The organism is Paenibacillus sp. GCM10028914, from assembly GCF_042666275.1.
Taxonomy (GTDB): domain Bacteria; phylum Bacillota; class Bacilli; order Paenibacillales; family Paenibacillaceae; genus Paenibacillus_AQ.
Map to the genome: position 1 here is coordinate 190,420 of NZ_JBHTFO010000012.1, position 24,490 is coordinate 214,909.

The following is a 24,490-nucleotide window of genomic DNA, read 5'->3' on the forward strand; positions in this document are numbered from 1 at the left end:
CAACTCTCATTTGGATAAACAAATGATCAATAATATTAAACTGAATGATCAACGCCTACTTAAACTGTTTCGGTTGACTTTACCTCTTCCGATGTATATCCCGGTTTTGCCGCACCGAAACCGAATAAAAACATGATTACTACTACACCTGCCAAAATCATCAGCGGAACGCTCCACCCGTTCGTAGAGTCATGCATATACCCGATCAACATGGGCCCAATAGCTGCAAGTAAATAGCCCAAAGACTGTGCCATACCCGACAATGCTGCTGATTCACCCACGGTTCGAGTTCGAAGTGTGAAGAACATAAGCGATAAGCTAAAGTTTGCACCACCCGCGATTCCGATCAAAATCACCCATAAAATGTTTAATGACTGAAGGCCAGCTAACAAACCTATATAACCAGTGAGCATGCAGACTGCTGAAATAAACACGAGCAGACGCTGACTCGGCTTACGACCCGCAAGCACCGGAATGATAAAGGAGAATGGTAGACTAACGAATTGTAGGATCGAGAGCATCCATCCAGCTGCTGTATAATCCAGACCCTGACTGTGTAGTATTTCAGGAAGCCAGGAGATATTTACGTAAAAGGTAAATGATTGGAGGCCCATAAATAATGTTATTTGCCAAGCGAGTTTTGATTTCATCATACTCCCGCTCTTCTGAGCAGAGCTTACCTTGCTAACAGTGACTGGACTGCAACGACGCTGTGTGGCCCATACGATGCTGGCAAACAAAGATAACGCAGACCAGATGATAAGTGAACCTTGCCAACCGAGAGTTGGGATCGCTGCGAGCGGTATGCTAATTCCTGATGCAATAGCTGCGAGCATATTCATAGACATGGAATAGGCTCCAGTCATCAGCCCGATATTTCGAGGGAAATCCCTTTTTACGAGACTTGGAAGCAGTACATTACCAATAGCAATCGCCATTCCGAGCAGCGCAGTCCCAAGCATTATAGTCCATGGGGAAGAGACAGAACGAATCCATATGCCAACGGTCAGAACGACCATGCTTAGAAACAGAACGGTCTCAATACCGAACCTTCTCGATAGAGCTGGAGCCACTGGAGACAATATAGCAAATGCTAATAAGGGTAAAGTCGTGAGCATCCCGGCCAATGCATTCGATATCCCTGTATCATCCCGAATAATTCCAATCAATGGACCAACGGACGTAAGAGCTGCCCGTAAGTTCACCGCAATTAAGATGATGCCAACAAAAAGAAGCCACTTGCGTGTCTCCGATGGTTGGTTTGATTCTAAACTTGTTGTACTTGAAGCCATGTTGCAAACCCCTCACTATTAATAAGTCTAAACTTTCATATGTTCATAAAAACAAACTTATCACATTTGAAAGCATTCCAGCAAACACCATATCAAGTAAAAAAACCGCATCTAATCGATACGGTTCTTCATTACATTCTATTTTCTTTAATTTATTACAGGTTCAGGAAACGCGGTCCAGCATCATCCCAGAACAAGCCGGTCATCAGACAGCTTATGTCCACTAATCTGTTCAAATTCACCCAGCAGCTGCTCAACGGTCAAATCCTTCTTGCGTTCTTCATTCACGTCTAGAATAATCCGACCTTTATCCATCATAATGAGACGATTGCCCAGACGTATGGCTTGCTCCATATTATGTGTGACCATCAACGTTGTAAGCTTAAGTTCACTAACAATTTCTTGTGTAAGTCTTGTTATCAGTTCTGCACGTGCTGGATCAAGTGCAGCCGTATGCTCGTCCAGAAGCAGGATCTGCGGCTGTGTGAACGTTGCCATCAATAGACTCAGTGCTTGACGCTCACCTCCAGACAGCATACCAACCTTTGCTCGTAAACGGTTCTCAAGACCAATACCGAGCCGTACGAGTTGTTCTTTGAACATTTTCCGCTTATTAGCCGTTACCCCTATACTTAACCCACGAGATTGTCCCCGACGATAGGCCATCGCAAGATTTTCCTCAATCGTCATATGCGGAGCCGTACCTGCCATGGGATCTTGGAACACCCTTCCAATCCAGCGACTTCGCTTAAATTCCGGCAAATGACCAATGGAGTTACCATCAATGCACACTTCTCCAGCATCAGGCTTCATAACCCCAGAAATAATGTTCATGAGTGTAGATTTCCCTGCACCGTTACTACCTATCACAGTTACGAAGTCGCCAGGATTTAAATGAAGATTAATGTCCATAAGCGCCACTTTCTCATCTACGGTACCTGGATTAAACAACTTAGATACATGATTCATCTGCAGCATCAGAATGCACCTCCATGAGGTTTGCCCTGGTCTAATAACTGAGCGGAACGCTTGCGTGCCTGGGAACGCTGTTTCATAGATCTGCGAATGGTTGGAACAACCAAAGCAATAATAACAATGATCGCCGTGATCAGCTTCAGATCAGATGCTTCAAGCCATTTAATCTCATATGCGAGTGCAACTACGATGCGATAAATAATAGAACCCAAGATAACTGCTGCGGTCGTACGAAAGACAGATCCAGTGCCGAGTATCGCTTCACCGATAATAACAGAAGCCAAACCAATAACGATCATTCCGATCCCTGATCCAATATCAGCAAAACCAGAATGCTGCGCAACAACCGCACCCGAAAGAGCAACCAGACCGTTTGAAATACTCAATCCAAGTATAGTTGTTGTATCGGTATTTACGCCAAAGCTTCGGATCATTCGCTTGTTGTCTCCAGTAGCGCGGAGTGATAATCCAAGATCCGTGCGGAAGAAGGCATCTAGCAACAGCTTCCCGATAATGACGATGACAAGCATTACGTAAATGGGGTCTAGGCTTGCGAAGATCGTCTCTCCGTCGCCTATTGATACATTCGGCTTGCCTAAAATTCTCATGTTAATGGAATAAAGCGCGATCATCATAATAATCCCGGACAATAGTCCATTAATTCTTCCTTTTGTATGAAGTAAGCCTGTACATACTCCGGCAAGCATTCCACCGGCTAATGCACCTAATGTAGCGAGCCATGGAGCAGCCCCATTCGTGATAAGAACAGCTGCTACAGCACCACCTGTTGTAAAGCTTCCATCAACAGTCAAGTCTGGGAAATCCAAGATTCTAAATGTAATATAGACACCTAGAGCCATTAGAGCATATAAAAGTCCTAATTCAATGGGACTATCTATGTTTTTGATAAAATCAATCAGGAATTCAAACATGCGTTACCCTCCTATAAGATTAAGCAAAGGCGCGGGCAGTGATGTCCGCGCCTTACTGTTACTGAATGATGTTGTTATCCGGGTCTTTGACTTCCTGCTTCATGGCATCCGTTACTTCAATTCCATAGTCCGCAGCTGCCTTAACATTCATAATCAAATCCAGTTTATCGGGAATTGTGATCTTCATATCAGCTGGTTTCTTACCGTTCTTGAGAATATCCACGGCCATTTGCCCAACTTGATATCCATGGTCATAGTATTTGAAACCTACGGTAGCAAATGCACCTTTCTCGACCGTATCACGGTCACTTGAGAAGAATGGAATCTTATTCGCTTTTGCAGTACTGATGATCGCATCTGCGCCGCTAACCACTCGGTTATCCAACGTGATATAGAAAGCATCCACCTTACCTACTAATGATTCAGCCGCTTGTTTTACCTCAGAAGTATTCGTTATTGAAGCTTTTACAAGCTCAATTCTATGTTCTTTCAGCGCAGCCTCTGCTGTCTTCGACATTACAACTGCATTAGCCTCACCTTCATCAATAATAAGACCAACCTTCTTCACGTTAGGAAAATGAGTGCTAACGAAATTCATGAGTTGTGTTGTTGCTTCCGGGTTCGTATCCGATGCCCCGGTTACGTTACCGCCTGGTTTCTCCAGATCGCTTACCAGTTTAGCGTCAACAGGGTCAGTAACCGCTGCAAATAATACCGGAGTTTCCTTCACATTTTTTACAATTGCTTGAGCTGAAGGTGTAGCAATTGCAATGATTAGATCATTCTTATCATTTTTCAACTTTTGTCCGATCGTCAGATTGTTGGTCGAATCGGCTTGAGCATTGTTATAATCTAGCTCCATATTATCCTTCTCAATAATTCCGCCATCTTTAAGCGCTGCTATAATTCCCTCACGCGTTGCATCTAGGGATGGATGTTCAACATATTGCGAGATAGCAATCTTGTACGACTTCTTCTCCGCATCTCCACCAGAAGCATTTGATGAACCATTTCCTTCAGGCTTACTTCCACAGCCGACAGATGTCAGCAGAAGTGCTGACAATGTTAATGACAACCACATTTTTCTCTTCAATGTATTAACCCCTCTCTTTATCTAACCATTTAGTAATCGACATAAAGCGACACCGCTTAAACGCTTTCACCTAAAAAAGCATTAGAGCAAAAAAATATAAAATTTGAACAGCGGTATATTATGGATATTTTATATGTAGGTTGATGGTTACGTCAATTGTGATTTTTAAGATTTATAGTAAAAACTTACTTGATTTATATTCTTTTAGTCAGAGATGACTTATACTGATTTATTCTTTACATTAATTAGAAATTACAAGAATGATTTACCACTAATTGCTGTCATCCATGCTTCTGAGATTAACGCGTGTCCCGCTGCTGTTGGATGTATTCCATCCGGTGCATAATAGGTCATATCATGCTGCGTAATTGCTGCAGCAAATAATCCATCGAGCGGAACATAGAGTGTATTAAATTCCCGAGCAAGCTCACGAACCGCTTGAATTTTAGGATCTAAATCCTCGCGCCATTGTTTTGTAACATCGTCCACAGGAAGTAAAAATGGCTCCATCAAAATGATTTTTGCTCCTGTTTTTTCAATCGTCTGAACTAACAGCTCCTTGTACCCTTCATAATAAGCCTCGGTTGACGTAGGCTCTCCTTGTTTGTATTTTCTGCCCACCTCATTAATCCCTACCATGATCGATACCCAAGAAGGATTCAGACGAATACAATCCTCCTCCCACCGAGCTCTTAAATCGACTACTAGATTCCCGCTGATTCCTCGATTAAGAAAACGAATTTTCTTTTCGGGATACGTAAGACCAAGCTTTCCTGATATCATCAATGCGTAACCGCTTCCAAGATTGTCCTTATCATTATAATTTCTCCCGCAATCTGTAATACTGTCTCCTTGAAACAGCAATACTTTCTCTACGTTTGGCCCTGCCATTGCTGAACACCCCTCAAGATTATTTGATAAATTGGCTCTCACTTCATTTAACCTATCATAAACGCTTTCTCTTGTTCTTCCAACCATAGAATTTAGGATACAACCGGATCCTTTGAAGTACGATCAATGGAGAACTTTTTATACATTCATGTTGACTAAGTGGTAAGAATTCACTACAATTTTATAAGTATGCGTTTGTACAGAAATCCCGAAAGAGAACAGGTGATTATAGATGACCGAACAACAGCAGTCCTATCAAATATTATTATATTATAAATTCGTCCAAATCGACGATCCCGAAACGTTCAAGAACGAGCATTTGCAATATTGCAAAGATCTCGGACTTAAAGGACGTATTCTTGTTGCATCGGAAGGTATCAATGGTACGGTATCCGGTACAATTGAACAGACAGAGCAGTATATGAAAGATATGAAAGCAAATCCTTTGTTTGCTGATATGGTATTCAAGGTAGATCCATCTGAAGGACATGCATTCCACAAAATGTTCGTTCGTCACCGTACAGAACTCGTTACATTCCGTGTAGAAGATGAACTTGATCCAAATGTGATCAGTGGGAAACGACTATCACCTGAACAATTTTACGAACAGTTGCAGCAAGAAGATGTCATCGTACTCGACGGGCGTACAGACTACGAATATGATATCGGTCATTTTAGAAACGCAATCCGCCCAGATGTAGAATCTTTCCGCGAGTTCCCAGAGTGGATCCGTGAAAATATGAGTCAATATAAAGATAAGACAATCCTTACTTACTGCACCGGTGGTATCCGTTGTGAGAAACTTACTGGCTTCATGTTAAAGGAAGGCTTCCAAGATGTTGCACAATTAGATGGAGGCATTGTAACCTACGGTAAGGACCCAGAAGTACAAGGTCGTCTCTTTGACGGAAAATGCTATGTATTTGATGAGCGTATTTCTGTACCCATCAATCGCACAGATGAAGATATTATTGTAGGTAAATGTTATCACTGCGGCGAACCTGAAGACCGCTATATCAACTGTGCCAACGACGCTTGTCATCTACAGCATGTTTGCTGTGAAAAGTGTCTTGAACTGCATCACGGATTCTGTTCCGATACATGCGAAGAAACAGTTGCTGCTGGTTAAGCTAGCTGAGGCAAATGTAAAGGGGGTGTCCCATTCAGCCATTCATGGCTTGTGGGACACCCCCTTTTGATATAAAAAATCTAGCGGCTGACATTAACCTTCGTGAAAGACAGCTAGTTCAGCTTCAATAGCAGCTTTGATGCTTTCAACACACTCTTCTGTCGTCTTGCCAAATACGCGCTTATTATTGACCAGAGCATAAGGACGAAGCTTACACAAACCGCATAGATTCATACAGTCTGCTCGGAGAACAGCAATTTCAGGGTATAATTCCTCCAAATGCTCAAGATCTAAGGCGCTCATTAAATTGCTATCGCACACTTCTACTACAACGATCCCCATCATCTTGATCACCTGAATTCTTAATAATAAACATGTTCGTTTATTATGATGAAATCCGTTGTTTTTGTCAAATACGATGTCTAATGCAGCAATGATTCTGCTCCATCGATATAGACTTCCGTTCCCGTAATATGGGATGAATCATCTGATGCCAGAAACAGGACAAGCTTAGCCACTTGTAATGGCTGACCAGGCCCGTTTGCTAACGGCTGATCTCCTTCTGGGTATTCAATCGGTATCGTCACTTCATTCAACTCCGGTGTTTCTTCCGTAGTTTCATCAATATTCGTTGATATAGCACCTGGACAAATGGCATTCACGCGAATTTTGAATTGTGCCAGCTCCAGTGCAGCCATTTTCATAAAAGCAACCTGTCCCGCCTTGGTTGTACTATAAGCTGAGAATCCAAAACTTGTATAGACCCGGTTCCCGTTAATAGAACTCGTAATAATAATGCTGCCACCCTTATTCTTCAGAAAAGGTATGGCATACTTAACCGTGGCAAATGTTCCGCGTAAATTCGTCTGAATCGTTTTGTCCCAATCTTCCAGCTCCATTTTTTCAATTGGGGTTTTAGCGCCATTAATCCCTGCATTGGCAAAAACAATATCGATGGTCCCCCACTGCTCGGCAGCCTGTTTATAGCATTCTACTAAGGATTCTGGCTTAGATATATCACAATTGCCTGCTAAAGCCACTCCACCCTCTTGAATGATCTTGGCTTTCACCTTCTCTACTCGATCGCGATCAATATCTATAAGCAGCACTTTTGCTCCGTGTTCAGCCATTAGAAGGGCTGTTGCACGTCCAATTCCTGATCCCGCACCTGTTATAATAGCAACTTTTCCATCCAAACGTTTTTCTGATGACATCGGCACACCCTCCTAGTTAAGTTAGCTTGGTATAAACTACTTATACCCTAACTTTTCAGGCGGTGAATCCACTAAATAAAAAACAAATTCAAGCTCTACTTTAAAAGCAAAGGGGTCTCAAGCAGCCATTACATGGCTGCAGAGCCCCCTATTTTAATAATATATTCGAATATTCTCCCTAGAATACAGCAGGTTTAACACATACCGGTTTCGACTGTTCTGTAGTCTTGCCTGTAAACTGAAGCGTACCCTTCTCAGGGTCAATCTTGAATAGTACAAGATTGTTACCATCCCTGTTCGCCACAATCATAAAATTACCGTCAGGCATCAATGAGAAATGACGTGGATGTCCACCTTCTGTTGAAATAAACTGAATAGGATTTAATTCCCCCGTGCTTTCATCAACAGAAAAGACAACAATGCTGTCGTGCCCACGATTAGATCCATAAACGGTACGTCCATCTTCAGAGACTGCAATTTCGGCACAATAGCTCTCGCCATCAAAATCTGCTGGCAGCGTGGATAAGGTTTGAATTGACTCTAGTCGTCCCCCATCAGAGATGTAACGGAATACCGTGACCGTTGAATTCAATTCATTGATTACATAAGCATATTTACCACTTGGATGGAAAGCCAAATGTCGTGGACCCGAACCTGATTCGAGTAATGTCTCACCATGAAACTCAAGCTTATTATCCAGTTTATTAATCTGATAAGCTATAATTTTATCTAAGCCTAAATCTTGTACGAACACATATTTACCATCCGGACTGAAAAAAGCTGAATGAGCTCTTGGCTGTTGTTCCGCATTTGAACGATGACTATCGTGATATTGCTCGTCGAGCAGTTTAACAGCTACCCCGTTATCATCGAGCGATATTAATCCTACTCTTCCTCCGTGATAGCTGGACACGATCAGATATTGATCTTCAGGGTCACGCTGAATATGACATGTTGAGCTGCTGCTTCCTTCGATGCGGCTTAGCTCTTGTAAAGCTCCGGAAGCAGGGTTGATTTCAAAGGTAATAACTTCGCCAATTTTCCCATTATGATCCGAAACCTCTCCAATTGCATACAAACGATTTGTTTCTGTATTCACATTAAGGAATGTTGGATTCTTGATTCCAGATACTTGATTCAAAAGCGTAAGATCCCCATTGTCTTGATTAAATGAGTACACACAAATACCATGTTCACTTGTTTCTGCATAAGATCCTGTAAAAACTAACGTTGTATTGTTCGTTGAAGTTTCCATTTATGTACCTCTCCTTTTATTCTGCCATCTTACGATGAGAAAATGTTTATCTTATTTACTCATGTTACACTTGTCAGTTCTATGAAATCAATCCCACTTAACGAATTCTTTCCATGTTTGCCATCCGTTGAAACCGGGTATTAAGTTCTTGTGCAGACATAAACAAAGGAGGAATTCACATGACGCATTCATCCGGAGATGAAGTAAGAAACCATCAAAATACAGAAACGGACTCCAAGGAACAGCGAGATAAAGTGAAGAAGGGTCAGGATGTAGAGCCTCAAGCCGAAGAATGGAACCCTCGCTCCGACTCTGAAGTGAATAACGACTCAAAAAATGAAAAGTGAATCCCGAAGAAAGAGGCGCTCCTTAACCAGGGGCGCCTTTTTGATTAACCCATAAGAAAAAAAGCTGCCTTGTGGCAGAATGTGCTTCTGCCCAGGCAGCCTTAATACTTTAGTTGTTAACCTTCCAGCAAGAGAGACTCCGGATCTTCAAGCAATTCCTTAACAGTAACTAGGAATCTCACAGCTTCCGCTCCATCTACGATACGGTGATCGTAGGACAGGGCGATGTACATCATTGGCCGATTCTCCGAACGTTCCGCATCAATCGCTACAGGACGAAGCTGGATCTTATGCATACCCAGAATACCGACCTGAGGCGTGTTTAATATCGGAGTCGAGAGAAGTGAACCAAATACACCACCGTTCGTAATTGTAAAGGTGCCTCCTTGAAGTTCCGATAAAGAAAGGGTATTATTGCGAGCTTTACCTGCAAGATCAACGATTTCTTTCTCGATCTGAGCAAAGCCCAGTCGATCAGCATCACGAACCACAGGCACAACCAAACCTTCTTTAGCGGAAACGGCGATTCCGATATCATAAAACTTCTTAAGAATGATATCGTCCCCGTCAATCTCGGCGTTCAGAAGCGGATAACGCTTCAGAGCACCAACGACAGCTTTCGTAAAGAAAGACATGAATCCAAGACCTACATCATGCTTCTCTTTAAATGCGTCTTTACGACGTTTACGAACATCAAGGATAGCCGTCATGTCCACTTCATTAAACGTTGTGAGCATTGCTGCTGTATGCTGTGCTTCTACCAAACGATTCGCAATGGTCTGACGGCGACGAGACATGCGTGTACGTTCTATAGGTTTACCCACATTCTCTACTGTAGCGGATGGGGCAGCCTGAGGCGCTGGTTTTTCCGAAGCAACCGGTTTGCTTGCTACATTTCCGCCGTGGTTCTTCACATCTTCATGATAGATACGACCGATTGGGTCACGGCCCTGTACCTGGTCCAGATCAATCCCGCGTTCACGCGCAAGTTTCCGTGCAGCAGGTGAAGCTTGAGGGGTTGCCCCCTCTCCACTCTCTGCCGGTGGTGCTGGCGATTTAGGCTGTGGAGCAGCCTTGGCTTCTGGTTGTGCAGATGCAGGAGCTTCTGCCTTCGAAGCCTCAGGCTCGTTGCCCACTCCTTCTTCTGGGGAAATTTGACCGATAACTTCTCCGATCGTTACATTGTCCCCTTCTTGGCGAAGGATTTTTTGAATAACGCCGCTTGCCTCCGCGCTAATTTCAAGATTGACTTTATCCGTTTCTAACTCGAGCAGCACATCACCGATGTTAACGCTATCCCCTTCTTTAACATGCCATTTAAATATCGTTCCTTCGGTGATGGATTCGCCCATAGCTGGTACAGTTATTTCGTTCACAGCCGCTTACCTCCCCAATGAGATATGTTGATTTATAGTTTTGCGATTAAGGGCAAAAGAAATGATTGTCTGTTGTTCATAAATATGCACATCCTGATATCCGCTCGCAGGGCTTGAACGTTCCGGACGCCCGCTATAACGAATTTCGGTTCCCTTAGGTGCAATTTCACGAATTCTCGGTTCCATATAACTCCAAGCGCCCATATTCTGAGGCTCTTCCTGTACCCAAAGGATCTCTTTCACATTCGGATACTTGCTCATAATCCGAGTAATTTCCTCTTTCGGGAAAGGATACAACTGCTCCACTCGGATTACATGCAGCCAAGCATAATCCTCATCCGTTTGCTTCTCGATCGCATCTTCGAGATCAATAGCCACTTTACCAGAGCAGAGAACAAGACGTTCAACCTTCTTAGGTGCTTTCCCTAGACCAGGTTGTTCAATAACCTCTTGGAAAGATCCCTCACTGAAAGCTGTAGCCGGTGATGCTACTCGCGGATTCCGAATGAGACTCTTAGGAGCCATCAGAACAAGTGGACGCGCATCTTCCGTATTTACAATGGAAGCCTGACGACGAAGAAGATGGAAATATTGAGCTGAACTAGTCAAATTAGCAACTGTCCAGTTATCCTCACCGCCGAGTTGCAGGAATCTTTCCAATCTAGCGCTCGAATGTTCAGGACCTTGGCCTTCATAACCGTGTGGAAGCATCATTACGAGACTAGATTTCTGTCTCCATTTTGAGCTACCAGAAGTAATGAACTGGTCAATAATAACCTGGGCGCAGTTCGTAAAGTCACCATACTGAGCTTCCCAAATAACAAGCGTTTCAGGCGAATATACGTTATACCCGTATTCAAAACCCAATACCGATGCTTCGGAAAGAGGGCTGTTGTATATTGCAAATGAAGCTTTTGCTTGTGGCAAAGTATGAAGCGGGCAGAATGTTGATCCATCGACAGCGTCATGCAAAACGAGGTTACGATGTGCAAACGTAGCCCGTTCGGCATCCTGACCTGTAATACGAATCGGTTGACCCTCAGATAGAATGGTAGCGAATGCTAATGTCTCTGCATGTCCCCAGTCTACCTTCTCACCATCTTGAAGCGCAGTGCTGCGACGTTCAAGAATACGCTGAAGTTTAGGATATACCGTAAATCCTTCTGGCCACTTTAAAAGCTCTGTATTAATAGCGTTAAGGGTTGCAACAGGTACACCTGTCTTTGCCTTCGGCTTGCTATTTTCGTTAGATGGATTCAATCCAAGCAATACATGATCTACAGGCTCCTTGGATTTAACACTATCATAGGCTTCCTTCAATCCATTAAGAACTTTTGCCTTCAGTTCATCAGCTTCAGCTTGACTGATTTCATTACCACTAACAAGTCTATTCATGTACAGGTTAGCAACAGTGGCATGCTTCTTCACTTTCTGATAGATGAGTGGTTGTGTCGTTTCTGGATCATCCGTTTCGTTATGACCATAACGACGATACCCCACGAGATCAATCAGGAAGTCTTTCTTAAACTTATTGCGATACTCACTTGCAAGACGCGCGGCAGCCATGCATGCTTCCGGATCATCCGCGTTCACATGCACTATAGGGATTTCATATCCTTTGGCGAGATCACTTGCATAATGAGTAGAACGTGAATCTTTCCCTTCTGTAGTAAAACCGATCCGGTTGTTAACGATAATATGAATCGTACCGCCATTACGGAATCCAGGAAGCTTATTAAAGTTCAACGTCTCAGCAACGATTCCTTCACCAGGGAATGCAGAATCACCATGAATCAGAATGGTTGCCGCTTTATTCACATCTTGCTGAGGATAGCCAGGAGCACTGCGGTCCTCTTGAGCAGCACGAGCAAACCCTTCTACTACCGGGTTCACAAACTCCAAGTGACTTGGGTTATTAGCAAGTGTTATACGAACCTCACGAGCATCTTCCTTCTTCAGGAAACGATCTGCACCGAGGTGATATTTCACATCACCGGTCCAGCCGTAATTGATACCCATGGAACCCTCAGATGGAACAAGATGTTTATTCGGAGAGTTTAGAAACTCCGAGAAGATTTTGCTGTACGATTTGCCGAGAACATGAGCAAGAACATTCAAGCGTCCACGGTGAGCCATCCCCATCAGAATGGAACTGACATCTGCATGGGCCATTTCTCTTACGATTTCATCCAGCAATGGAATGAGCGCATCATTTCCTTCAACAGAGAAGCGTTTAGCCCCTACAAAAGTACGATGCAAGAACTCTTCAAACTGCTCTGCCTCAAGCAATCTCTTCAGCAGATGTTTCTTCTCTTCTACATTCAAAGGAGCCGGGTTGGTTCCGGACTCAGCTTGGCTGTTCAGCCAGTTACGTTCTTCCTCTTCATGCACATGACTAAATTCATAGGCGATCGTTCCCGTATATATTTGATGCAGCCTTTGGATCGCCTCCCACCCGTTCTTAACATCGCTAGGAGCTTCCTCCCATACGACTTCTGCAGGCAGGGCAGTTAAATCCGCTTGGCTGAGTTGGTATGTTTCTGGTTGAAGAAGACGAGTGTCTACTTCCGTTCCGATGCCAATCGGATCAATGTCTGCAGCAAGATGGCCGTAAGTTCTGATGTTCCACACCAGCTTACCGGCATTCACGCCTTTTTTCAGTAATCCGCGATCAACCGTTCCATTAGACACCTGCGTATCCGCTTTCTTTTCTTTGTTTGGCAAAGATGGAGGAGATCCCCAGCTAGCAAACAAATCTCGATATGCGGGTTCCACAGATTGCGGATCCTCTAAAAACTTTTCGTACTGGTCTTGAATGTACCCTAAATTCGGACCGTGATATTTCTGCCATGGTCCCTCTGTCATTCTGTCAAGGGTCTTCATCGCTGACTCCCTCCGTCAGATTATTTTGATAGTTCATGGACGGAATTTCTAATTACAAATTCATTATAATACACTTATGCACCTTACCGAAAATAGCCTTTTTATATAATAATCATCTCATAAACAGATGAATTTGCGAATTTTTCGTGACAATTCTGTTATCAAAGAGCAAACAAGCTAAATAATAACCCATTAATAGGATTATAACCTATTATTTTCTACTGTTATTCCCATTCTAACTGCCTTACTGGTTCTGGGCCACTCTCTAAACCGAAAAGTTTCATCAATTGCTTTGCGTTGTCCGCTGCATCCCCACCGGAATTATTATTAAAGATGAGCCAACATTCTTCTGTGCTGTTTAACAAAAGAAGAATATTTCGTCTCCACTCCTCCAATTCTTCGGCATTGTAACGATACAAGTATCTTACTTCACGCCAATTCGATTGTCCGCTTGCATGCCAACCCGATGCATTTCGTCCATGTAGACGGATCATAGTCGCATGAGACTGAGTTGATTCTAGAATGACCGGTATAGAACCAACTCCAGCATCCGGCTCGTCAGCTATGCTATGAATCCATCCTTCATCCCGCATCAACTGTAATGCCTTCTCCCGGTATTCTGGCAAAAACCAACTCCGATGACGAAATTCCAGCGCAACGGGAAATCCGTCCATCCACTCCCTAGTCCGCTTTAAAATTTCGACATTTTTCCGCTCACATTCAAACCAAGGTGGATACTGGAACAAAACCGCCTTTAGTTTATCCTGCTTACCTAGTACATCAGCTGACTCCTTAAATACATTAAACATCGTTCTCATATCCGAAAATGGAATTTTGCCACGCGAATGCCCGGTCATGCCCTGATAAGCTTTGACAATAAAACCAAAATTGTCAGGGGTTTGCATACTCCATTTGTTCATTTTGTTCGGAGATGGGATCGCATAAAACGAATTATCCATCTCAATAATAGGAAAATGCTGTGTATACACTTTCAACTTGTCAGCCGGCTTCGTTCCCTTAACGTACAGATCATCATGGTCTCCCCAACCTGATAATCCAACATAGATACGGTCACTGACCGTTTCTCTTCCAGACATGTTTAACCTCCAAATTTCTGATATAAGAAACGTCGTCTTTCTCTATTAACCTATTCAACACATTTTAAAAATCATGGACTCCAAACTAAAGCACCCTTTTCTTCTGCCTTTTTTACAATAAGCTCACATAAACGATGGGTTTCAAGCGCTTCCTCCATGGAAGGATATTGCTTCATCTCTCCAGATACACATTTCAAAAAGCTTGTAATAATATCATCAAATCCTCGCCGTTTCAGCACAGGTACCCAATCTCCATATGAGTGATGCTTCTCTTCTCCTTCACTGAAATAAATCGTGGAGTTGAGACCACGCACTACGTGCTTTTGACCTGAACCGATCATTTCAATATGTTCCTCCGTCATACCACTATCACGGTTCATCAAACCGACAGCCGTATAGTTGTCACCTTCGAGCTTTAGCATCACTTGGTACAACATCCCGTTTTGAACTTGTGCAGAAATCGAAAGATCACGCACTTCACCAGACGATAGATATGAAATGCTATCTACCACGTGAATAAAATCATCAAATATAAATCTTCGAGCATAATCCGGATGATAAACTCTATTTTTCTCCATATAAATATAGCTTGGGTCTTTCACTTCTTTCAGGGCAGAAACCATGGGTGCATATCGACGGTTAAAACCCGTCATAAGTACACATTTATTTAACTGTGCGAGCTCTGTTAAAGCTTTAGCTTGTTCATAATGATACGCAATGGGTTTATCCACATAAACATGAATGCCTGCTTGAAGCAACGATTCGATAATTGTTGGATGAGACTCTGTTGATGTATGTATAAAAGCTGCACATATACCCGTCTCGATCAGCTTCTCGATGGTAGGTGCAGTCTCTGTAAATCGATACTTCGCTTTCATTTTCTCCAGAACAGCTTCATTTCTTGTGGAAAGTACCCAATCCACTTCATGGATGCCTGCCATGATCGGCAAATAAGCTTTCTGGGCAATATCTCCTAGACCAATCACGCCAACTTTCATCTGCATCTCTCCGATCTGCTAATGTTTATGATCATAATATACATGCCGAGCATAAATTTCTCCGCTTTCAATCTCGATTATTCCATAAGAGTATTGAGACTGTCGCCGCTTATCCGTGGGTGATCCAGGATTGAACAGAAGGACTCCACCCACTTCTTTAAGTAAAGGGATATGCGAATGACCAAATATGATGCAGTCCACATTTTGAGAGGTAAAAGCACTGAGCGCTCTTTTCTCTGTTGTTCCCTTATTACCGTGACCATGTACCACCCCGATTCGGCAACCTTCAATGAGAAGAAGCTTACTCAACCCAAGCCTCTCCTGGATCTCCTTACCATCTGCATTTCCTGCTACACCTTCTACAGGTGCTAGCTCTCGCAATGCTTCATATACCGACCAATCCGACCAGTCTCCAGCATGTATGATTAAATCCGAGTTTTCCAAACCTTTAAGAAGTTCGTATGGCAATTTCTTAGCCATTCTAGGCATATGCGTATCAGAAAGGACACCCACTTTATATGGTCTTAACATCATACCCCTCCTTCTCTTGTCTATCATACAGAGCCTACCCAATTCTGCAAATTTATACAATCAAAGAAACATAAAAACCGCACAAGAAGTGCGGTGAGTGCGGTCTATGAAACCAATTTTTCATTGGTTAGGTGATACATTAAGCTCTGCGTGAATACAATGTGTACAAGCATTTATTCAAGAATTACATGATCCACGATTTAGAATGGGAGTGAATACATGAGTCTGTTTTTAAGTTATGTTTTTCTCGGCCTATCTTTATCCGCACCTATCGGACCGATCAACGCTGCGCAGTTGGACAAGGGAATCAAGAAAGGCTTTTGGCATGCCTGGTTATTCGGGCTTGGAGCAGTTCTGGCAGACATCCTTTACATGGTCCTTGTTTATCTGGGTGTAGTTCACTTCCTTAGTACACCATTCATGCAAACTTTTCTATGGTTATTCGGCGCCTTTGTTCTCATGTACACCGGAATTGAAAGTTTAATAAATGCTCGTAAAATCACCATCAGTAATCAAAAGAAAGATGACACATTACTTTCTTCTATATTCTCTGGTTTCCTTATGTCACTCTCTAATCCAATGAGCATCTTATTCTGGCTTGGAATCTATGGTTCCGTACTCGTTAAAACAGCATCGGATTATGGAACAGCTGATCTCTTTGTATTCAGTTTCGCAATTATTCTCGGTGTGTTGATATGGGATTTTACGATGGCCGGGATGGCAAGTATTTTCCGTAAATATTTTAGTAATCGGGCTATAACCTTCATTTCAGTCATATCTGGACTATCCCTAATTGGATTCGGGCTTTATTTCGGCATACGAGCACTAAAATTGTTGATTTTTTAATTCGATTTTTCTTTATAGGGGATTATTATTTTGCAGGTTTAACTCGATATTTTGAACGTTTAGCTATATCTTCACTTTCTTCTTCTTTATCTGATTTACGCCATTTGGACTGCATCATTAGCACGACAGCCGTTATAATCACTATAAAACCCAGGCTAATCCAGAAACCTGGACGACTCGTTTTATGAAACAACGTTCCACTGACTGCAAGCAGGATGATAATCATACCGGTAAACCTTTTAATTTGCCCCCATACCGACAACTCCAAGTTGCGACCAGCAGATATCAGAATAAAGAACCAATTATATAGAAGCATAAGCCCTGCTGCGGTTGTTAAATACTCATATATCTTCCCTGGCATCAGCAGTGACAATACAATAGAAACAATAAGCCCTGCAGCTGTTAAACCAAGAGCGTACATTGGTGTTTTACGTTTAAACATTTTTTTTGAAAATAGTTTAGGAGCATCGTGGTCCTCAGACAATGTCACAAGCATCGTAGTGGTTGCATAAAGAGAAGCAGCCATCGTTGAAAAGCCGGCAATAATTAATACGGCGTTAAATACGTGAGGGACAAATGGCAAATGATAGGTTTTCAGTGCAACGATAAACGGGCTTTCTGTCGTTGAGAACTTATCCCATGGAAGCATGGTAAGAGCAACTCCTAAAGAGAGAACATAGATAACAACAAGAAGCAATATCATGACCCGACCTGCTTTTGGTGCATCTTTCGGATCTTTCAGTCGAATGGCCATGACACCCATAACCTCAATACCCCCAAAAGCATAGAACGCAAATATGAGTGAAGACCATAATCCAAGCGCACCCGTTGGAAAAAACGAATAAGAGATCCCAGGTACACCCGCTTGAATCCCTCCCTTAATCCAACCCATTAGGGCAATAAATGCAATGATTAAGAACATCAAGATTGCTGCTACTTTAAGAACAGCAAGTATATTTTCCAATCGATCAAATCCCTTGTTACCAATCCATATAACTAACAGTCCCAACACAGCATATCCAGCTGCAAAAATCCACATTGGAACTGATGGAAACCAAAACCGGGAAAATATAGAAAGTGCCGTCATCTGGCTGCCCATGATGAGCACCTCTGCGCACCAATACATCCAGCCTGTAGAAAAACCTGCCCATCGCCCATGGGCTTTTTTTGCATAAGTTCGAAAGGAACCTTCTTGAGGATCTTCCGCTGTCATTCGAGCCAGAACATCGTACACGATAAATGTGCCTATCGCAGCAAGAAGAAAAGAAATCAAAATCGCCGGACCACCTAGTTTGATGCCCAGACCTGAACCTAGGAAAAAGCCAGTCCCAATCGTTGATGCTACGCCAAGAAGCGATAGCTGCCACCATTTCAGGGTTGCTTCTTTCTTGCCCCCTGATTCCTGTGAAGCTGCCCTGCTAATGGGAATCTCCTCCTCAACTCTGTTCGATTTTCTTCATTCATCAGCGCAAAATTGAACTGATAATACTGGACATTCTTCAGTATGTGCTGAACTAACGGTGCATAATCCCCCCTCTATTCGTGAAAGTTATCCTTATACACCGTATTTTGGGGGGATCTGTTTGACAGCGAGTCGTGGTATTCCGATATCTCAAGGATTCATGTTGTTGATGCTGACAGCAGGGTTAACGAATCACGTTATGATTATCCCAGTTGTGCTGGAGAAATCTGAACGTAATGCCTGGATAACCGTAGCAGTGGCGGGTGTTCTCTTTATCCCTTGGGTTCTTCTAGCTTTTCGGACAATGAAGAAGATAGGAACACGAACAATCAGTAAAGCTGTAGAAGAAAGCTCAGGTAAATTTGCCAGAATTCTAATTACCAGCATGATTGCCGTATATTTAATATCTTTTGCTTTTTACACATTAAAGGAAGTTATAGATTGGACGAAGTCAACTTACCTGCTACAAACTCCTATTCTCGTTACTTCATTCTGTCTTATTGCCCTATGCCTAGTTACGGCTGTAAGTGGTATGACTACAATTGGAATTACTGCTGGTATATTGCTTCCAATCGTCGTGATACTTGGTATATTCGTGGCAACCGTCAATGTGAAATATAAAGATTATTCATTTTTATTCCCCATACTAGAGGACGGTTTTGGGCCTATATTTAAAGGGCTCCCTGTCGTTTTCGGGGGACTAACCCAGTTTATTCTTGCTCTGTTTATCATCCCTCATACCAAAGGTAACGTGAAACTGCGAACAGCCTTGTTATTCCATGTGGTGCTTGTCATTCTTACTCTTGGTCCCACGATCGCGGGCATAACTGAATTTGGAGCTGAGGAAATGAAGATGCAGCGTTATCCCGCCTACGAGCAATGGAGGCTTGTAAAATTGGGAAGGTTTATTGAACATGTGGATTTCCTATCGATTTTTCAATGGTTAAGCGGTGCATATCTTTCCATCAGCCTGTGTAAGTATCTTGCAGCTGAAGCGCTTTTCATGAAAAAAAACCGGGTTTCAGGAATGATTCTATTCTCCATACTTCTTGTCATTTTGTGCGCTTCTCCAATCAGTAACCTGAAAATGTACTTCTGGATGAGGGATTTCTTCATACCCGGCTCCGCTGTGTATACTACTGTCCTGCTACTGCTGATGACATTCCTGATCCGGAGTCCTAGTAACCATCCAAAGAAAGGAGATGAAGTACGACCATGTCCCTCACCCCACAAAGCTTGAGAGAACATTTTAATGAATGTGAAGACGTAAAATTCAAAATATATCCCGAGCAAAGCACTGCTTCCGAGCAACAACCTTGGGGTATGGTTGTGTACGATTGGATGATGTGCGATTCCACCCAATTATCTGAAACACTGCTGCCTGCTGTCAGCGATGAGTGGAATAGATCATGCTCGGAGAACCGCAAACCCGATCCAGCCAATCTCGAATCTGTACTATCTTTACAGAGAATAACCGCTGACATGAATACACTTATAGAAAATGTATTCTCCGGGATGGCTGTCATCATTCTATCAGGTGAAAATCAGTTTCTCGCTTACAACGCAGCAGCAGATGTAAACCGTTCACCAGAAGATACCAATACAGAGATCGCGATCAAAGGTGCTAGGGACGGTTTTGTTGAGAGTCTAGAAACGAATATATCGTTGATACGGAAAAGACTTAAAACAACGAATATGGTGTATACATCATTCAGCGTAGGCAATATTTCACCTACAAAAATCGGAATGGTTTATTTAAAGGATAAAGTTGTGACTGAAGCTGTTACAGCTATAACCGATAAGCTTAACAAATATTGCGGGGATTCACCTGCTGGTCCCGGAGAACTCATTGAACATATATCACCGTATAAGTTCTCTATACTGCCGGTTTTTGACTATACCGGTCGCCCTGATTATATTCTGGATTCTCTCATGAGAGGGAGATTGGCTCTTCTTATTGATGGCAGTCCGATTGCAATTATTGCTCCATCCAGCCTTATGCAGTTTCTGTTTTCAGCCGAAGACCCAACACTTCCATATTATTTCGCGTTTCCCTGGAGAATATTAAGACTGATCGGTATCATTTTTGCTGTTCTGTTGCCGGGATTCTATATTGCACTAATGTCTTACCATCAGGACCAGATACCTTTTCCATTGCTTGCAACAGTAGCTAATACCAGGCTTGGACTACCATTTCCCGGGCTGTTTGAGATGATAATTTTGCTATTCCTTCTCTCTTTACTTAGAGAAGCTGGCATTCGTATGCCTGCTCCAGTAGGATCTACTATTACAGTCGTATCTGGCATTATCATTGGTGATGCCGCGATAAGAGGCGGACTTTTCTCCCCCACACTCACCGTGATTGGGGCAATGTCCTTTGTTGCCGGAGCTACCATTTCAAATCAGGATTTAGCGATATCAACTACTTTAGGGCGATATTTTGTTCTTATTCTGTCAGGGGTATTGGGATTGTTTGGTTTTTTCATTGCATTGTTTTTTGTAATTCAATACTCCGCTTCACACCGTCCATTCGGCCAACCTTTTTTCGCCCCCTTCTCCCCCTTCTCATGGCCCAAAATCTTTCGAAATTTCATGAGATTTCCGGGAAAAAACAAAAGAGGCGGTTCCCTATGAGACGATTGATTCGGATGTCCCTAATCGTAGCTATTTCCTTGTCGCTCCTTCCGGGATGTTGGGATATACGAGAAATACAAGAGATAAACTATATCACTGCACTTGGAATTGATTTTCGGGATGGAGAATATATGGTATACGCCCAGATGCTTGATTTCTCCAGTGTAGCAAAGCAAGAAAGCGGAAAAGCAACAGAACAAATTCCCATTTGGGTCGGAAGAGGGACGGGTAAAACTTTATCTGAAGCGATCACGGACATTTATACGACGAATCAGCAGCAGCTTTCTTGGGGGCATGTAACTGCACTGGTACTTACAGAACCCGTATTGACCGCTGAGCGCATGAATCAGGTGTTTGACCTAACCAATCGATCACAGGAAATACGTTATACAAAATGGATATACGGGACACAAAACCGATTAGAGGAACTGTTCACTACGACTCCGTTCTTCCAGTTGTCTCCCCTACATTCACTGCTGCATGAACCGCAAGAGAGCTTTAAACAATTTTCATTTGTGCGGCCCATTCAATTCAATCAATTTATTATACGCTACCGTGAGAAAGGAGCTACCGTTGTGCTACCGTCCATACACATATCAAGTGCCAACTGGTCGGAAAACATGCGGCAGCATCCGCTAATGGAGTTAAGTGGAGCTTTTTTTATTCAAGGTCAGAAAAACAAAGGATGGATGAGTCGGGAAGATATTTCAGGAATAAGGTGGCTGGCAAGCAGATCAGCAAGGGCAACAATAGAGATCAAGAAAGAGGGAGACTCAGTAGGCAGTATTTTATTTGAAGCACCACAACCCGCTATTGAAGTCATTCGCCAAAATGATGTAGTCACCTACCGCGTAAAATTAAATGTGAATGCCATGGTTCAACATATGCATCGAAAAATAAGTTTGGAAGAGATGAATAAATTAGCAAAACAAGCCTTAAGCGATGAAATAGTCCAAACATTCCAAAAAGCATCAAGAAAAAATATTGACCCCTATCAACTATCCCTTCATTTATACCGCAAAAACCCCGAACTTTGGAAAAAGCTGAATGCGGAAGGCAAGGATGTTACCGATGAATCATTGCAGGATGTTGAAGTATCAATCAGGTTACGATTCTGGGGTCAGCGTAAAAATATGGAGAACTGATACAACATAACATAATAAAAGGGTATTTCAACTGACGTTGAAATACCCTTTTCCATGAAATACTATAGCGGTATTATACCGCTTCTATTAATATAGGCTGACGATTACAACATTTTCTTGATCTCTTCTTTAATGGATTCAGCTTGTGGTCCAAATACAACCTGTACTGCACCCTGTCCAAGTCTCATTACACCGGAAGCACCTAATTTCTTCAGTTCATTATCCTTCACGGCTTTATCGTCTTTCACTACGAGGCGTAAGCGTGTGATACACGCATCAATACTTGTGATATTCTCAGCTCCACCTATGTTCGCGAGCACTTTAGCCGCTTTTGTGTCACCCGATGTAGCAGTGGTAGAATTTCCGACAGACGCATCTTCAGCCGCTTCCTCCTCATCTTCTTCACGCCCAGGTGTCTTCAAGTTCAACTTCACAATAATAATGCGGAAGAGGAAGTAATATAGTACTCCGAACGCAAGCCCTACCGGTATCAGCAACCACGGATTAGTCGATAACTTCAAGTTTACCAGGTAGTCAATCAGTCCGGCAGAGAATGTAAATCCTAGATGGACATCCAGAGTATACATGATCAATCCAGAAAGACCAGTTAGAATCGCATGCACCACATAAAGAACAGGGGCAATAAACATGAACGAGAATTCAAGTGGTTCTGTAATACCTGTTAAGAACGATGCAATTGCCGAACCTATAAAAATGGAACCTACGAGTTTACGCTTTGAAGGCTTCGCTGTATGAATGAACGCCAGTGCTGCAGCAGGCATTGCGAACATCATGATTGGGAAGAAACCTGTCATAAACATACCTGCTGATTTATCACCAGCGAAGAAACGATACAAGTCACCTTGTACGATCTCACCTGCAGCGTTCGTAAATGTACCAATTTGGAACCAAGCGATTGAGTTCAAAACGTGGTGCAATCCTAAAGGAATTAAGAGACGGTTTGCTGTTCCGAAGATAAACGCTCCGATCCCTCCCAAACTCACAACCCAGTTTCCGAAGTCTGCAATTACATTTTGAATCGGATACCAAATCATTCCAATCAGAACTGCCAGCACCATGGTGGTGAAAGCAGTAACGATCGGAACAAAGCGTTTACCTGCAAAGAAGCCAAGCCAATCAGGCATTTTAATATCATGATACTTGTTATACAAATATGCGGACCAAGCACCAACAAAGATACCTCCAAGTACCCCCATATTCAGTTTTACATCGTCAGCGATAAATGGCATTTGTTTTGGAACCGCAGCCAAGATACTAATTAGCACCTGATACGAGATAAGCGCGGATAGTGCAGCAACCGCATCTCCAGCAAATCCAATCGCAACCCCGATGGCAAAGATCAATGCCAGATTATCAAGAATCGCCAAAGCGCCTGAAGTCATAAACGGTGTTACATATTGATTTAGAAATTCACCAACAGCTCCTAGGGGAATGTCCTTTTGATAATCAATCATCCCGAGCCCTTGCAAAATCCCTGCTGCAGGCAGAGTTGCAACGGGTAACATGAGCGATTTACCAAGTCTTTGTAATTTTGCCAGCATATTTATCATCCTTTCAACAACTATAATTTAACATCTTACTGAAAACGTTTACATGATGCATCACATGAATATCCATTTTGTTCCTACTATCCACAAACAAGCCGAGTATGATTTCCCCCCTATACTCAAGTGCTGTAATTAGCATTTCAATGAAGCAAAATTATTGTTTAAGACAACAAAAAAAGCCAAGAAGAATAATGGCTGTATTTCTACAGTCTATTTTCTTCTTGGCTCATGCCCATATGCATGGTAACACGCCTAAAATTATTCATTTAATGATGATATCTTAATTCAGTACTTAAAAATTGTCAATCATTAATATTCTCAATTAGGATTTAAAAGTGATACTAAGAACAGGATCCGTACCTGCAATCACACTTCCTGAATGCCCTTCTACATCTGAAGCGAATTCATCAGCATTTGTAACGATGATTGGAGTCACTGTTGGGTAACCCGCTGCTTTAATAGCGTCAATATCAAACTCGATCAGCGTCTGACCAACTTTTACTTTATCACCCACACTAACGTGGCTCGTATACCCTTCTCCTTTTAAGCCGACCGTATTAATCCCAATATGAAATAAATATTGCAGACCGGTTTCCTTTTCCTCCAGCATAACAGCATGCTTTGTTTTGATAACATGAGCAACTGTGCCATCAAACGGTGCAATCAAACGCCCTTCAGATGGTTCAATTGCAATACCTTTACCCATATGCCCAGCTGCAAATGCCTCATCCGGCACCTGAGACAACGGAACAGCCTTACCTGTTAACGGTGCTTTAACCTCTTTTTTAGCTGCTGTTTTTTTTCTCCAACGTTCAAACATTT

22 protein-coding genes are annotated in these 24,490 nt (G+C 42.7%); 6 read left to right on the top strand and 16 right to left on the bottom strand.

Translation table 11 applies throughout. The annotated features are described in order from the left end of the window. Positions 1 to 59: 59 nt before the first annotated feature. The 5 genes from ACFQV5_RS11085 to ACFQV5_RS11105 all read right to left on the bottom strand — a co-directional run bounded on the left by ACFQV5_RS11085 (position 60) and on the right by ACFQV5_RS11105 (position 5,183). Positions 60 to 1,292 (bottom strand): CynX/NimT family MFS transporter, encoded by a 1,233-nt coding sequence (locus ACFQV5_RS11085; RefSeq protein WP_379246645.1) that lies wholly within the window; start codon positions 1,290 to 1,292, stop codon positions 60 to 62. A gap of 183 nt (positions 1,293 to 1,475) precedes the next feature. Beyond that, positions 1,476 to 2,270, bottom strand: coding sequence for an ABC transporter ATP-binding protein (locus ACFQV5_RS11090; RefSeq protein ID WP_379246647.1), 795 nt, complete (start codon positions 2,268 to 2,270; stop codon positions 1,476 to 1,478). Next, on the bottom strand, positions 2,270 to 3,199 hold the full coding sequence (locus ACFQV5_RS11095) for an ABC transporter permease (RefSeq protein WP_379246649.1): 930 nt from the start codon (positions 3,197 to 3,199) through the stop codon (positions 2,270 to 2,272). Before ACFQV5_RS11095 ends, ACFQV5_RS11090 begins: the two co-directional genes overlap by 1 nt. 58 nt (positions 3,200 to 3,257) lie before the next feature. Continuing rightward, positions 3,258 to 4,292, bottom strand: coding sequence for an ABC transporter substrate-binding protein (locus ACFQV5_RS11100; RefSeq protein WP_379246651.1), 1,035 nt, complete (start codon positions 4,290 to 4,292; stop codon positions 3,258 to 3,260). Between the two features lie 252 nt (positions 4,293 to 4,544). Continuing rightward, the gene (locus ACFQV5_RS11105; protein WP_379246653.1) at positions 4,545 to 5,183 is read right to left on the bottom strand and encodes an SGNH/GDSL hydrolase family protein; all 639 of its coding nucleotides are present in this window, start codon (positions 5,181 to 5,183) and stop codon (positions 4,545 to 4,547) included. A 232-nt stretch (positions 5,184 to 5,415) separates the two neighbouring features. On the opposite strand from ACFQV5_RS11105, the gene trhO reads away from it, so the two are divergent. Next, the gene (trhO, locus tag ACFQV5_RS11110; RefSeq protein ID WP_379246655.1) at positions 5,416 to 6,312 is read left to right on the top strand and encodes an oxygen-dependent tRNA uridine(34) hydroxylase TrhO; all 897 of its coding nucleotides are present in this window, start codon (positions 5,416 to 5,418) and stop codon (positions 6,310 to 6,312) included. 93 nt (positions 6,313 to 6,405) lie between these two features. On the opposite strand, the gene ACFQV5_RS11115 is transcribed toward trhO, so the two are convergent. The 3 genes from ACFQV5_RS11115 to ACFQV5_RS11125 form a co-directional block, all read right to left on the bottom strand. Further along, the gene (locus ACFQV5_RS11115; RefSeq protein ID WP_379246999.1) at positions 6,406 to 6,654 is read right to left on the bottom strand and encodes a YuzB family protein; all 249 of its coding nucleotides are present in this window, start codon (positions 6,652 to 6,654) and stop codon (positions 6,406 to 6,408) included. Positions 6,655 to 6,734: 80 nt separating this feature from the next. Beyond that, a complete protein-coding gene (locus ACFQV5_RS11120; protein ID WP_379246657.1) occupies positions 6,735 to 7,526 on the bottom strand; it encodes an SDR family oxidoreductase in 792 nt (263 codons plus the stop codon). A gap of 178 nt (positions 7,527 to 7,704) precedes the next feature. Continuing rightward, positions 7,705 to 8,781, bottom strand: a complete 1,077-nt coding sequence (locus ACFQV5_RS11125) for a lactonase family protein (RefSeq protein ID WP_379246659.1) — start codon at positions 8,779 to 8,781, stop codon at positions 7,705 to 7,707. Between the two features lie 179 nt (positions 8,782 to 8,960). Here ACFQV5_RS11125 and ACFQV5_RS11130 point away from each other — a divergent pair, with 179 nt between their 5' ends. Further along, a complete protein-coding gene (locus ACFQV5_RS11130) occupies positions 8,961 to 9,128 on the top strand; it encodes a hypothetical protein (RefSeq protein WP_379246661.1) in 168 nt (55 codons plus the stop codon). Positions 9,129 to 9,244: 116 nt separating this feature from the next. Here ACFQV5_RS11130 and odhB read toward each other — a convergent pair whose 3' ends face one another. From odhB to ACFQV5_RS11155, 5 genes are all read right to left on the bottom strand, one after another. Beyond that, positions 9,245 to 10,504 (bottom strand): 2-oxoglutarate dehydrogenase complex dihydrolipoyllysine-residue succinyltransferase, encoded by a 1,260-nt coding sequence (gene odhB / locus ACFQV5_RS11135; protein WP_379246663.1) that lies wholly within the window; start codon positions 10,502 to 10,504, stop codon positions 9,245 to 9,247. A 6-nt stretch (positions 10,505 to 10,510) separates the two neighbouring features. Continuing rightward, positions 10,511 to 13,387, bottom strand: a complete 2,877-nt coding sequence (locus ACFQV5_RS11140) for a 2-oxoglutarate dehydrogenase E1 component (RefSeq protein ID WP_379246665.1) — start codon at positions 13,385 to 13,387, stop codon at positions 10,511 to 10,513. Between the two features lie 224 nt (positions 13,388 to 13,611). Beyond that, the gene (locus tag ACFQV5_RS11145) at positions 13,612 to 14,484 is read right to left on the bottom strand and encodes a DUF72 domain-containing protein (protein WP_379246667.1); all 873 of its coding nucleotides are present in this window, start codon (positions 14,482 to 14,484) and stop codon (positions 13,612 to 13,614) included. A gap of 71 nt (positions 14,485 to 14,555) precedes the next feature. Beyond that, the gene (locus ACFQV5_RS11150) at positions 14,556 to 15,482 is read right to left on the bottom strand and encodes a Gfo/Idh/MocA family protein (protein ID WP_379246669.1); all 927 of its coding nucleotides are present in this window, start codon (positions 15,480 to 15,482) and stop codon (positions 14,556 to 14,558) included. 18 nt (positions 15,483 to 15,500) lie between these two features. Beyond that, positions 15,501 to 16,013, bottom strand: coding sequence for a metallophosphoesterase family protein (locus tag ACFQV5_RS11155; RefSeq protein ID WP_379247001.1), 513 nt, complete (start codon positions 16,011 to 16,013; stop codon positions 15,501 to 15,503). Between the two features lie 219 nt (positions 16,014 to 16,232). Here ACFQV5_RS11155 and ACFQV5_RS11160 point away from each other — a divergent pair, with 219 nt between their 5' ends. Further along, positions 16,233 to 16,859: a LysE family transporter gene (locus ACFQV5_RS11160; RefSeq protein WP_379246671.1), complete on the top strand. Its 627-nt coding sequence runs from the start codon at positions 16,233 to 16,235 to the stop codon at positions 16,857 to 16,859. Positions 16,860 to 16,884: 25 nt separating this feature from the next. On the opposite strand, the gene ACFQV5_RS11165 is transcribed toward ACFQV5_RS11160, so the two are convergent. Continuing rightward, a complete protein-coding gene (locus ACFQV5_RS11165) occupies positions 16,885 to 18,282 on the bottom strand; it encodes an amino acid permease (protein WP_379247003.1) in 1,398 nt (465 codons plus the stop codon). 160 nt (positions 18,283 to 18,442) lie between these two features. On the opposite strand from ACFQV5_RS11165, the gene ACFQV5_RS11170 reads away from it, so the two are divergent. The 3 genes from ACFQV5_RS11170 to ACFQV5_RS11180 are packed head-to-tail and all read left to right on the top strand — an operon-like array spanning position 18,443 to position 22,100. Further along, the gene (locus ACFQV5_RS11170) at positions 18,443 to 19,561 is read left to right on the top strand and encodes a GerAB/ArcD/ProY family transporter (protein WP_379246673.1); all 1,119 of its coding nucleotides are present in this window, start codon (positions 18,443 to 18,445) and stop codon (positions 19,559 to 19,561) included. Further along, complete coding sequence (locus tag ACFQV5_RS11175) at positions 19,558 to 20,955, top strand: spore germination protein (protein WP_379246675.1); 1,398 nt, start codon at positions 19,558 to 19,560, stop codon at positions 20,953 to 20,955. The genes ACFQV5_RS11170 and ACFQV5_RS11175 overlap by 4 nt, the downstream gene beginning before the upstream one ends. Further along, on the top strand, positions 20,952 to 22,100 hold the full coding sequence (locus ACFQV5_RS11180) for a Ger(x)C family spore germination protein (protein ID WP_379246677.1): 1,149 nt from the start codon (positions 20,952 to 20,954) through the stop codon (positions 22,098 to 22,100). Before ACFQV5_RS11175 ends, ACFQV5_RS11180 begins: the two co-directional genes overlap by 4 nt. A gap of 104 nt (positions 22,101 to 22,204) precedes the next feature. Here the strand turns inward: ACFQV5_RS11180 and nagE are convergent, their stop codons facing one another. After that, the gene (gene nagE, locus ACFQV5_RS11185) at positions 22,205 to 23,662 is read right to left on the bottom strand and encodes an N-acetylglucosamine-specific PTS transporter subunit IIBC (RefSeq protein ID WP_379246679.1); all 1,458 of its coding nucleotides are present in this window, start codon (positions 23,660 to 23,662) and stop codon (positions 22,205 to 22,207) included. A gap of 328 nt (positions 23,663 to 23,990) precedes the next feature. Beyond that, positions 23,991 to 24,488, bottom strand: a complete 498-nt coding sequence (locus ACFQV5_RS11190; protein ID WP_379246681.1) for a PTS sugar transporter subunit IIA — start codon at positions 24,486 to 24,488, stop codon at positions 23,991 to 23,993. Positions 24,489 to 24,490 lie beyond the last annotated feature (2 nt).